We start from the raw sequence: 11,746 nt of genomic DNA, 5'->3' as shown, positions 1-11,746 counted from the left end.
GCGCGCTGCCAGGTCGTCGGGCATCCCGGCGGCCTCGGCGGCGGAGAGCGGGGCGAGCCGGATCGCGACGTCGGCGAGCGCCTCGGCGGCGGTGCCCCCGAGCCCGGTGAGGACGATCGGCCCGAACACGGGGTCCCGTCGTACGCCGAGTACGAGGTCGACGCCGGCCGGGGCCATCGCCTCCACCAGGTAGCGGTGGTCGGGACCGATGGCGTCCACGGCCGCGTCGAGTTCGTCGGCGGTGCGGACGCCCAGGTGGACTCCGCCGATCTCCGTCTTGTGGAGGATCGCGGCGTCGAGCACCTTCACCGCGACGGGCCCGCCCAGCAGGTGCAGGGCGTAGTGGGCGTCGGCGCGGGTGTCGCAGGCGACGCGGTCGGGGGTGCGGATGCCGAGCCCCGTGAGGAAGGCCTTGGCCGCGTCCTCGTCCAGGGGGCCGACGGGCACGGAGACGGCCGTCTCCTGCGAGGGCGTGTCGGCGGGCACGGCCCGCTGCCGGGCATGCGTCACCAGTGCCCGTACGGCGTTGGCGGCCGACGCCGGTCCGGTCAGTGCCGGAATCCCCGCCTTGTGCAGCCGCGCTCGCTGCTCGGCGACGTCCTCGGGCAGGCCGCCGACGGCCACGACGGCCGGGTACCGGGCGCCGAGGCCGGCGTCCTCCGCGGCCGAGGCGAGGTCGACGCTGTCGGGCTCGGTCAGGGCGTAGACGGCGAGGAGGTCCACCGCCGGATCCGCGGCCGTGGCGTCGAGGACACGGGCGAAGGTCTCGGCGGGTCTGCCGGTGTCGACGGGGTTGCGCTGATAGGTGAGCGGGGGCAGCAGCTCGCCCAGCGTGCGCTGTGTGCTCGCGGCCAGCTCCGGCATCCGGACTCCGTCGGCGCCCGCCCGGTCCGCGAGCAGCAGCCCCGGCCCGGCCTGGGCGGTCACGATCGCGAGCCCCGGGTCCGGGTGCGGCCGCAGCCGGACACGCGACAGCGCGGTGAGTGCGTCGACCATCTCCCGTTCGTCGTCGACGACCACTGCTCCGGCCTGCCGCAGCGCGGCGCGTGTGGTCCGCCAGGAGGTGGCGAGCGCGCCGGTGTGCGACCGGGCGAAGTCACCGACGTCGCTGCGGCCGACGACCAGTGCCACGACCGGCTTGACGGCGGCCACCAGGCGTACGGCCTCGACCAGCCGCGGTCCGTCCGGAACCGTCTCCAGGTGCAGTGCGACGGCTGTCGTACGGCTGTCTCCGGCGAGGTGTGCCAGGACGTCCGCGGCGGTGACGTCGAGGCCTGCCCCGATGCCGACGCCGAGGCTGATGCCGTTCCCGGCGGCGACCAGGTCGAAGGAGAGCGCGTGGTTGACGCCGCCGCTGGCCGCGACGACCGCGATCTCCCCGGCCGGCAGTTGCCCGGCCGCCGGCACGAAGCTGGCTGTCAGGCTCAGGTGAGGGGCGAAGAACCCGGAGGTGTTGGGACCGAGCAGACGGATCCCCGTGTGCTCGGCGACGCGGCGCAGTGCCTGAGCGTACTGCTCGCCCTCCGGGCCCGCCTCGCCGAAACCCCCGGCGCAGACGAGCGCGGCACGGCAGCCCGCAGCGGCGGCCTCGGCCAGGGCCTGGGCGCAGCCGGCCGCCGGTACGCAGAGTACGGCCAGGTCGAGCCGTCCGTCGGTGTGCGCGGCGGCTTCCGCGACCGAGGCGTACATGCCCGCGTCGGGTTCGGGGCGCCGCGCGTTGACCAGCGCGCGGGCGCCGGGGAAGGATGCCAGCGAACGGGCCATGGCGGCACCCAGCTTGCCGCTCTGCCGCGAGGCGCCGATCACCACCACGCCCTCGGGCTCGAACATCGGCGTCAGGTTCGTACTCATGCCCGCTCCCCCGCCACCAGGTCGGCGCGCCCGGACAGCAGCAGCGTCTCGGCCCGGTCGTCGTCCATCGTGTCCTCCACGATCAGTGCGGGTACGCCGTGCTCCAGCCGGATCTGTTCGGCGAGCAGCGACCGGGTGAGCGGGGTTCCGCCGTGCACGGCGACCAGATCCGGCGGTGTGTCGCCACTCAGGGCTTCACCCAACTCTCCGTAGTTTTGGGGTAGTTGGGCCTCAGCCTGCGGTGCGGCGAGCCACAGGCACCCCTCGGATCGCAGCGCCGCGAGCTCCGCCGCGGTCAGCCGCCGTCCGCCGAACTCCCGGAACGGCGTGTCCAGGGGATCCAGCCCTTCGTGCGCCGCCCGCCAGTGCTGTAGGGCCTGCTCGACGAACTCCGGGTCGCGGCGCGCGATCCGTTCCTTGCCGATGCTGCGGGAGATGAAGTGGAAGGCGAACTGCGTCGGTTCGAACGCGTCGTGGTAGCGCCCGAAGTGCTCCCACCACGACAGGCTCGGCCGGGCGGCGCCCTGGATCTTCGCCACTGACGGCTGCCGCGCCGCCTCGTACGCGTTCAGGGCGCTCGCGAGGTCGTCGCGGTGGTCGAGGAGGCTGTCGGCGAGGGCGATCGCGTCCTCCATGGCCATCTTGGTGCCGGAGCCGACGGAGAAGTGCGCGGTGTGCGCGGCGTCGCCGAGCAGGACGACGTTGCCGCTGTGCCAGCGCCGGGTGCGCCGGGTGCGGAAGTTGCCCCAGCGGGAGTTGTTGACCAGCAGGTCGTGCCCGTCGATCTGCCCGGCGAAGAGCTTCTCCAGGTACTGCTTGGTCTTCTCGTCGCTCGGGCCGGGCGGTTGCGCGCTGTCGAACTCGTCGAGGCCCGCACGCCGCCAGGACTTCTCGTCGGTCTCGACGATGAAGGTGCTGACGCTGTCGCTGATCGGGTAGCCGTGCACGGCGAAGGTGCCGTGCGGGCCGTGCTCGTGCACGAAGGTAAGCCCGTCGAAGAGGTAGTTCGTGCCGAACCAGATGAACTTGGCGGTCGCGACCTCCACCTCCGGCACGAGCACGTCGGCGAGACGGTCACGGAACCGGGAGTTCGCCCCGTCGGCGGCCACGATCAGGTCATAGTCGGCCAGCTGTTCGGGATCCGCGGGAACCTCGTGGCTGAACCGGAGCTCGACGCCGACCTCCTCGGCCCGCCGGTGCAGCAGGCTGAGCAGGGTCTTGCGGGTGATGGCGGCCATGCCGTTGCCGCCGCACCGGATCCGCTGCCCCTTGAGCCGCACCTCGATGTCGTCCCAGTGCCGGCCGTGCTCCGCGAGCGCGTTGCGCAGCACGGGATCCGCGGCGTGGATGGCGGCCAGCGTCGCGTCCGAGAAGACCACGCCGAAGCCGAAGGTGTCCTCCGGGCGGTTCCGCTCGAAGACCGTCACCTCGACCGACGGATCGGCCTGCTTGATGAGTGCCGCGAAGAACAGCCCGCCGGGGCCGCCTCCCACGCAAGCGATCCGAGAAACCATGGCTCCTGCCTCCACGTCGAGTACAAGCCCAGACTCAGGCCCGGACGCATATTGTGTCAATGGATACACGGGCGTCAATAATTTGTAACGCATTGCCGAGGTGGCTTCACCACGGGGAACAGGGGTTCCTTGGCCGGATGCCTCACCATTGCGACGGCCGTCCGTGTGAAATAGTCGATTCCGTGAAGCCTCGATCGATCGTCTTCGACCTCTTCGGCGACTACGTCCGCTACCGCGGCGGCGCCGCCCGACTGCGTACCCTCAGCACACTGATGGGCTGCTTCGGTGTCGGTGAGAGCACGGTGCGGGTGGTTCTCGCGCGCCTGCGCAAGGAGGGCTGGTTCGACGTCCGGCGCGAGGGCAGGGAGACGCTGTACGCGCTGAACAAGCGCAGTCTCCAGCTCCTCGACGAGGGCCGCTCACGCATCTTCGACCGGGCACCGTCCGACTGGGACCGCCACTGGTACATGGTCATCTACTCGGTCCCCGAGAGTGAGCGCGGTGTACGCGACCGCATCCGCAAGGACCTGGCCTGGCTGGGCTTCGGCCCCCTGGCCCCGTCCACGTACGTCTCCCCGCACGACCGGCTCCAGCAGGTCCGGGAGAAGTTCGCGGACGAGCCGGCCATCCGCCTGGACACCCTGCGCTGCCAGTCCGGCGGGCTGCCCGTCGACCGCGAGATGGCGGCGCGCAGCTGGGACCTCGCCGCCCTCAACGAGGACTACCGGGAGCTGCTGCGCACCTACCGCAGCCGCATGCCGTCGTACCGGGCCGGGCACCTCAGCCCCGAGGAGGCGCTGGTCGAGCGCATGCGGCTGACCTACGACTACCGCAAGTTCCCCTTCCGCGACCCGGACCTGCCGACCGAGCTCCTCCCGGCGGGCTGGGTGGGCCAAGATGCGCACGAGATGTTCCTGGAGGCCCACGAGATCCTCGGACCGTCGGCCGAGACCCACTACGACGAGGTGGTCGGCCCACGTCCCGACGAGGTGGCCGGCCCACGTCCCGACGAGTAGGGCCTGACCGGCGGATCAGGTCGCGGTCGCTCGGCGACGCCCTTGTCGCCGCCGTCGAGCAGTGTCTCGTGCGTCGACCTGCAAGGCGGAGAAGGGCGTCGACGCGACGGGGGCCTTCCCGCTCGACCGATGCCGAGCGTGGGCGAGTCGGCGACCGACGACAACGCCGCGGACCGGCGCGCCGGACCTCGGGTCCGCGGCGTGATCCGCCAGGCAGGACCTGAGGGCTGCCCCGGGGGCGCTACGACAGGTACCCCAGCTCGTGCGACGCCGCAGCCACCGTGTCGTGCAGTTCACGGGTCACCTCGGCGAGGTGGTCCGGGGTGCCGAGGCTCTCGGGCAGGACGACGGAGACGGCGAGCGGCAGCGGGTCGTTCGCCGCGAAGACGGGCGCGGCGACCGAGATGATGCCCGGGATCACACCGCTGTGCGTCACCGCGTGTCCCTCCTCGCGGACCTGCGCCCGGGTGGCCGCGAGGCGCTCGCCCGTCCACTCCGCCTCCTTGCCGCGGAGCTCTCCGCCCAGCACCTCGCCGGTGAGACTCTCGGGCAGGTGGGCGAGGAAGACCTGGCCCACGGAGGACGTGAGCAGGGGGAGCGTGGCGCCGACGCGCACCGTCAGGGGAAGCGGGCGGGTGCCGTACGCCCAGCTCACCACGAGCGGACCACGGTCCCCCCACACGGCCAGGTTCACGGAGTGGCCCGTGCGGTCGCGAAGCTGCGTCGCGTGGCGGCCCGCCACCGCCACCTCGTTGGTGCGACGCAGCGCTTCGGCGCCCATGCGGCGCATCGCGGCCCCGAAGTCGTAGAGACCGGAGGCGGGATCCTGCGAGGTCAGCCCTATGCGACCGAGGCTGACGAGATAGCGGTGCACCTTGCTGGGCTGCATGCCACTCGCCTGTGCGATCGCCGACAGGCTCAGCGCTCCGCCGCCGTTCTCCAGCGCCAGCAGGACCCGCATCGCGGTCTCGACGGACTGGATGCCCTGACGCTCCCCGTTCTCCTTGGGGTCGCTCTCGGTCACAGCGCGCTCTCTTCCCGCAGGTGAATGACGGTGCTCAGCCTATCGACGCGACGAGCGCCGACCGCCGATCACGAACAGATCTTACATTCACTATTGCAGAACGCGTTACGTTCTGGTGAACTGCGACAGCGGTGGCACTCACCTCCCCCGAGTGCCCCGGTCACACCGGCGGCCCGTTTCGCAGCCGCCCGGAGCCGCTCAACCCTCCGGCGCAGACACCGGCGCATCCACCTCCCGGCCACTCACACCGAGCCGGGCATCGCCGCACCCCCGCATACGAGACATCGGCTGCGAACACCCACCCCTCCCCGAGGAGAACTCCGCAATGAAGCTGATCGGCCTCGAAGAGCACTTCGTGACCCCCGACCTGGTGGGCCATGGCGCGTCGACCGCGTCCATCGCCCAGCCCGGCGCCTGGGCCGAAGCCTCCCGCCGGCTCCTCGACCTCACCGAGGAACGCCTCGACACCATGGACGCCGCCGGCCTGGACATGCAGGTGCTGTCGCTGAACTCCCCCGGTCTTCAGGCGGAGCAGGACCCGTCCGCCGCCGTACGCCAGGCGATCACGGTCAACGACTTCCTCACCGGCGTCATCGCCGAACACCCCGACCGCTTCTCCGGCTTCGCCGCGCTGCCCCTGCAGGACCCCGAGGCCGCGGCCGACGAGCTGGAACGCGCGGTCACGCAGCTCGGCCTGCGCGGCGCACTGGTCAACGCCCACACCCACGGCAGGTACCTGGACGACCCCGCCCTGCGCGTCGTGTGGGAGCGCGCCGAGCACCTCGACGTGCCGCTCTACCTGCACCCGGCCAACGGCGTCGACACCGCGCACGTGCTGTCCGGACACCCGGAACTCGTCGGGCCGATGTGGAGCTGGGGCATCGACACCGCCACTCACGTCCTGCGCCTGATCTTCGGCGGGGTCTTCGACGACTTCCCGAACGCCAAGCTGCTGCTCGGCCACATGGGAGAAGGCCTGCCGTTCGTGATGTGGCGCATGGACTCCCGCTGGGACTTCCACGCGCACCACGGCATCGAGCTCAAGCGGGGGCGCCCCTCGGAGTACCTCCGCCACAACCTCTACATCACGACCAGCGGCGTCTGCTCCTCCGCCCCGCTGCTCACCGCCCTGCTCTCGATGGGTGCCGACCACATCCTCTTCGGCACCGACTACCCCTTCGAGGACATCGCGACGGCCACAAGGTTTCTGCGCGACGCCCCGATCAGCGACGCCGACCGGCTCAAGATCGGTCACCAGAACGCCGAGAAGCTGCTCGGCCTCACCACCGCACCCGCGTTCGCGGGCGTATGAGCGGGAGGAAACGAACGTGTACGACGTCGCCGTCATCGGGTACGGGCCCGTGGGCATGGTCACCGCGGCGCTGCTCGGGCAGGCAGGCCATGACGTGGTCGTCCTTGAGCGCTACCCGACCCTCTACAACCTTCCGCGCGCCGCCATCTTCGACGACGAGACGATGCGGACCTTCGACCGCCTCGGCATCTCCCGCGATCTGCTGCCCACACTGCACGTCCAACGGAACTACGAGTGGCGCAACGGCGCCGGCGAGTTGCTCATCGAGCACGACTTCGCCGCCGTCGGGAGCCAGGGCTGGGCGGAGTGGTACATGATGTACCAGCCCTACCTGGAGGACACCCTCGACGGCCTGGTCCGCGCCCTCGGGAATGTCGAGATCCGGATGGACTCCCGGGTCACCGGCCTGCACAGCACGCGCCACGGCGTGGACATCCAGGTCGAGGGAAGCGGCATGGACGTCTCGGCCCGGTACGTCGTTGCCTGCGACGGTGGCAACAGCTTCACCCGGGGCTCGCTCGGCATCGACCAGGAGGACTACGGCTTCTCCGAGCCGTGGATGGTCTGCGACTTCCGTCTGACCGGTGCCACGGACATCCCCAAGGCCCGCCAGGTCTGTGACCCCGGGCAGCCGACATCGATCATCTCGCTGGGCCCTGAGCACCACCGGTTCAGCTTCATGCTCGACTCGGCCGACTCCTTCGCCGTCGAGCGGGAGCCCGATCGGGTGTGGGCACGGGTCGCCGCCTACCTCGACCGCTCGCAGGCGGAGCTCGTCCGCGTCGCCACCTACACCTTCCGCTCGCTCGTCGCGGAGCGCTGGCGCAGCGGCCGGATCCTGCTCGCCGGGGACGCGGCCCACCAGATGCCGCCCTTCCTCGGGCAGGGCATGTGCTCGGGCATCCGGGACGCGCAGAACATCGCGTTCAAGCTCGACGCCGTGCTGCGAGGTGCCGACGATGCCCTCCTGGACACGTACCAGAGCGAACGCGAGCCGCATGTGCGGGCCATCATCGCCAAGGGCATCGAGCTGGGTCGGGTGCAGACCATGCGCGATCCGGTGGCCGCCGCCGAGCGGGACGCCCGCCTGATCGCGCTGCGCGAGACGGACGGGCGCCCCGAGAAGATGCGCTTCCCCGGCCTCGGCCCCGGCCTGCACGACGAGTCCCCGCGCGCAGGACACCTGATGCCCCACGGCCGGGTGGAGTCGCAGGGCGCCGAGGGACTTTTCGACGAGGTCCTCGGTCGTGGGTTCGTCCTCCTCGTCGACAGCCGCGAGGGCGCCTCGCTCGACGCCTCGACCACCGAACGCGCCGCAGGGCTCGGCGTCGCCGTCCACCACCTCACCGACCACCACCTCACCGACCGCCGGCTCACCACCGACGGGATCACCGATGTCGGCGGCGTCTACGGGCGCTGGTTCGACGAGACCGGCCGTGCAGCCGTGCTGTGGCGGCCCGACTTCTACATCCTCGGCACCGTGGGCGTCCTCCTCGACGTCCCGCCACTCCTGACCACACTTGCCTCAGCAGTCGAGCCGGTACAGGCTCCTGCCATAGCTGGAGAAGGGATCCGGCCATGACCGCACCCTCCGTCACCCGCCCGCAGGCCCGAAGAGTGTCCGCGAGCACGTTCATGCTGATCGCCGCCTGGGTCGTCGCGTCCCTCGAGGGCTACGACCTCGCCGTGTACGGCGTCACCGTCCCCGCGATCCTCGGCGACCCCTCACTCGGCATCGACAAGGCCGAGGCCGGCACCATCGGCTCGCTCGTCGGCATCGGGATGCTGATCGGCGCGGCCCTCGCCGGGGCCCTCGTGCACCGCACCGGCCCACGTCGGCTCCTGCTCTTCGGCACCACCGTGTTCTCGCTCGGCATGGCGGTCTGCACGATCGCCGGAGGCGTCCCGTCCTTCGGGGCCGGACGCCTGGTCGTCGGCCTCGGCCTCGGCCTCGTACTGCCGACGATCAACGCCTACGTCGCCGACCTCAGCGAGCCGGGCCGCCGCAGCCGCAACGTCGCCCTGATCATGAGCGGCTACGCGGCCGGCGCCCTGTGCTCCCCCCTGCTCGGCACGGCCCTGCTGCCCGACGTCTCGTACCGCTGGCTGTACGTGATCGGTGTGATCCCTGTCTTCCTGGCCATACCGCTGGTGCTCCGGCTCCCGGAGAGCCCGTTCCACCTCAGCCGTACGGGCCGGACGGCCGAGGCGAGGGCGGTGGAGGGGCAGCTCGGTCTCGCCCCGTCGGACGCCTCCCCGACGTCGGACCCGGGTCGCTGGCTCGGTATCGGCTCGCTGCTGACGGGCGGGCTCGCGGTCTCGACGGTGCTGTTCTGGGCCATGTCGTTCTGCGGCCTGCTTCTGGTCTTCGGCATCAGCACCTGGCTGCCCAGCATCATGCAGGCCGCCGGCTTCTCCCTCGGCTCGGCTCTGCTGCAGACGGCCGCCATGTGGCTGGGTGTCGGGGTCGGGGCCATCGTCGGCGGCCGTGTCGCGGACGCGCTGGGCGCCAAGCGTGTGGTGGTCGTCGCGTTCCTGGTCGGCACGGTGAGTCTGGTCGCGATGAGCACCCGCCCGCCGACGCCGGTCATGTTCGTGCTCATGTTCATCAGCGGGTTCGGGTTCATCGGCTCGCAGATCCTCGGCAACGCGTTCATCGTGACGCGCTACCCGGACGCCCTGCGCGGCAACGGGCTCGCATGGGCCCTGTCGATCGGCCGCTTCGGCGCGATCGCCGGCCCGTCCCTGGGCGCGTTCGTCCTCAGCTCGGGCGCCGACGTCGAGTGGGCCTTCTACGCCTTCGCCGTACCGGCGCTGCTCGGGGCGTTCGCGGCGGGCGCGGTACCCCGGGTGCGAGCGGTGACCACATGACGCGAGTCGTCTACGAGTCCTGGGGCCAGCGGGTCGTCTTCGGTTCGGGCACCGCTCGCAAGGACGTGGCGGCGGAGGTCGCGGGACTCGGCGCGAGCCGGGTCCTGGTGATCGCGGCCGACGGGGAGCGGGCCCTGGCCGAGGACATCTGCAAGGACTCTCCCGTCGTGGCGGTCTTCGGTGCCGTCCGTCCGCACGTGCCGGCCGATGTGGCCGAGGCCGTGCGGGCGGCCGCCCGCGACCACGAAGCCGACCTGCTGCTGAGCGTCGGCGGAGGATCGACGACGGGAACCGCGAAGGCGGCGGCGCTCACCACCGGCCTGCCGATCCTCGCCGTCCCCACGACGTACGCCGGCTCCGAGGCCACCCCCGTCTGGGGCCTCACCGAGGACGGCCACAAACGCACCGGCGTCGACTCGAAGGTGCTCCCTCGCGTCGTCGTCTACGACGCCACGCTGATGCTGTCGCTGCCGACGCGGCTGTCGGTGACATCCGGCCTCAACGCGCTCGCCCACTGCGTCGACGCGTGGTGGGCCCCCCGGCACAACCCGATCAGCTCCGCCCTGGCTGTGGAGGGCGTCCGTTCGCTGGCGTCCGCCCTGCCGCGCATCGTCGCCGACGGCCAGGACGTCCCGGCCCGTCGGCAGATCCTCTTCGGCACCTACCTCGCGGCCGTCGCCTTCGCGGGGGCCGGCTCCGGACTGCACCACAAGGTGTGCCACGTACTCGGCGGCGCGTACGACCTCGAACACGCCGCCCTGCACTCGGTGGTCCTGCCGCACGTGGTCGGCCTCAACCTGGCCGCGGCACCCGAGGCGGCACGGCACCTCGGAGCTGCGCTCGACGCGCCCACGGATCCCTTCGCCGCGCTGCTCGGTCTCTACGCGAGCGTCGAACCCCCGTGTTCGCTCAGCGAGTTGGGGCTCGCCGAGGAGGAACTCGACAGGGCCGCGGACCTGGTCATGGCACAGGTGCCGGACTCCAACCCCCGCCGGGTGACCCGCGACGAGATGCGCGGCCTGCTGGGACGCGCATGGCGCGGGGACACGCCCACACCGGTACCCCTCCTTCATACGAAAGAGCAGCCCCATGACTGAACAGGAGCTGACCGACAAAGTCGTCGCGAGCTTCGGCTCCGCGAAGGACGACCGGTTCCGTGAGGTGATGCAGGCACTTGTGCGACACGCGCACGCGTTCGTGCGCGAGACCGGGCTCACGGAAGCCGAATGGAGCGCGGCGATCGAGTTCCTCACCGCGGCCGGTCACATCACGACAGACACCCGCCAGGAGTTCGTCCTCCTCTCGGACGTCCTCGGTATCTCCATGCTCACCGTCGCGGTGAACGAACCGGGCCCCGACGAGTCGACGGAGTCCACGGTCCTCGGCCCGTTCTTCGTCCAGGACTCACCTCTGATCGAGCTCGGCGGGGACATCGCGGGCAGCGCGACCGGGGAGCCGGCGTGGGTCGGCGGCCGGGTCACGGACACCGACGGCAACCCCGTCCCCGGGGCCCGCGTCGAGGTGTGGGAGGCCGACGACGACGGCAAGTACGACGTCCAGTACGAAGACGGCGAACTCGCGGGGCGCGCACACCTGTTCACCGACGCCGAGGGCCACTACCGGTTCTGGGCGCTCACCCCCACGCCGTACCCGATCCCGGACGACGGGCCGGTCGGCCGGCTCCTCGACCACGCCGGCCGCTCGCCGATGCGCGCACCGCATCTGCACTTCATGGTGACGGCACCGGGCTTCCGTCGTCTCATCACTCACATCTTCGTGGCGGGCGACCCTTGTCTGGACGCCGACTCCGTCTTCGGTGTGCAGGAGTCACTCATCCGCCCCTTCAACCGTCACGAGGCCGGAACACCGACGCCGGACAGCCGACAGTTGGCCGGCCCGTGGACCTCGACGACGTTTGACATCGTCCTCAGGAAGGAGTGAGCAGACACGGGGTCCGACCCTGAAATGGGACACCGGCCCTGCGGCTCGGGCCAGGCTGGTTGATGTTGTGTCGGGTGTTGTCTCGTAAGCGACGGGGTTGCGTCGTCCGAAGCTGGAGTGGCGTCGTCGGGTGTGGGAGCAGTGCGGCCGCTGGAACAGGTCGGTGCGGGTTTCCCGCTCGTCGGCCCAGGCACTGCGGCCTTGGAGAGGCTCGCGC

The 11,746-nt window shown here is 71.3% G+C and carries 9 protein-coding genes; 6 read left to right on the top strand and 3 right to left on the bottom strand.

All coding sequences use genetic code 11. The features are described from left to right. The coding region (locus AWZ10_RS39555; protein WP_060893471.1) for an acetate--CoA ligase family protein at positions 1-1,851 on the bottom strand (1,851 nt) is incomplete at its 3' end. Then, complete coding sequence (locus tag AWZ10_RS39550) at positions 1,848-3,365, bottom strand: FAD-dependent monooxygenase (protein WP_060893470.1); 1,518 nt, start codon at positions 3,363-3,365, stop codon at positions 1,848-1,850. The genes AWZ10_RS39550 and AWZ10_RS39555, both read right to left, overlap by 4 nt. Before the next feature lie 182 nt (positions 3,366-3,547). Between AWZ10_RS39550 and AWZ10_RS39545 the strand changes: the two genes are divergently transcribed. After that, entirely contained in the window at positions 3,548-4,381 is an 834-nt protein-coding gene (locus AWZ10_RS39545) for a PaaX family transcriptional regulator (protein ID WP_060893469.1), read from the top strand. Positions 4,382-4,622: 241 nt separating this feature from the next. Here AWZ10_RS39545 and AWZ10_RS39540 read toward each other — a convergent pair whose 3' ends face one another. Next, the gene (locus AWZ10_RS39540) at positions 4,623-5,405 is read right to left on the bottom strand and encodes an IclR family transcriptional regulator (RefSeq protein ID WP_046703475.1); all 783 of its coding nucleotides are present in this window, start codon (positions 5,403-5,405) and stop codon (positions 4,623-4,625) included. Positions 5,406-5,730: 325 nt separating this feature from the next. Here AWZ10_RS39540 and AWZ10_RS39535 point away from each other — a divergent pair, with 325 nt between their 5' ends. From AWZ10_RS39535 to AWZ10_RS39515, 5 genes are read left to right on the top strand one after another with little or no spacing between them, the layout of a single operon-like run. Then, on the top strand, positions 5,731-6,717 hold the full coding sequence (locus AWZ10_RS39535) for an amidohydrolase family protein (protein WP_046703476.1): 987 nt from the start codon (positions 5,731-5,733) through the stop codon (positions 6,715-6,717). A 16-nt stretch (positions 6,718-6,733) separates the two neighbouring features. Then, a complete protein-coding gene (locus AWZ10_RS39530; RefSeq protein ID WP_060893468.1) occupies positions 6,734-8,299 on the top strand; it encodes a bifunctional 3-(3-hydroxy-phenyl)propionate/3-hydroxycinnamic acid hydroxylase in 1,566 nt (521 codons plus the stop codon). After that, positions 8,296-9,588, top strand: a complete 1,293-nt coding sequence (locus AWZ10_RS39525; protein WP_060893467.1) for an MFS transporter — start codon at positions 8,296-8,298, stop codon at positions 9,586-9,588. The genes AWZ10_RS39530 and AWZ10_RS39525 overlap by 4 nt, the downstream gene beginning before the upstream one ends. Continuing rightward, positions 9,585-10,685 (top strand): maleylacetate reductase, encoded by a 1,101-nt coding sequence (locus AWZ10_RS39520; RefSeq protein WP_046703478.1) that lies wholly within the window; start codon positions 9,585-9,587, stop codon positions 10,683-10,685. Before AWZ10_RS39525 ends, AWZ10_RS39520 begins: the two co-directional genes overlap by 4 nt. Continuing rightward, a complete protein-coding gene (locus AWZ10_RS39515; protein ID WP_060893466.1) occupies positions 10,678-11,529 on the top strand; it encodes a dioxygenase family protein in 852 nt (283 codons plus the stop codon). Before AWZ10_RS39520 ends, AWZ10_RS39515 begins: the two co-directional genes overlap by 8 nt. The last annotated feature ends 217 nt before the right edge of the window (positions 11,530-11,746 follow it).

It is taken from the genome of Streptomyces europaeiscabiei (assembly GCF_001550375.1).
Taxonomy (GTDB): Bacteria; Actinomycetota; Actinomycetes; order Streptomycetales; family Streptomycetaceae; genus Streptomyces; species Streptomyces europaeiscabiei.
This window is presented reverse-complemented; position numbering and strand designations above follow the sequence as displayed.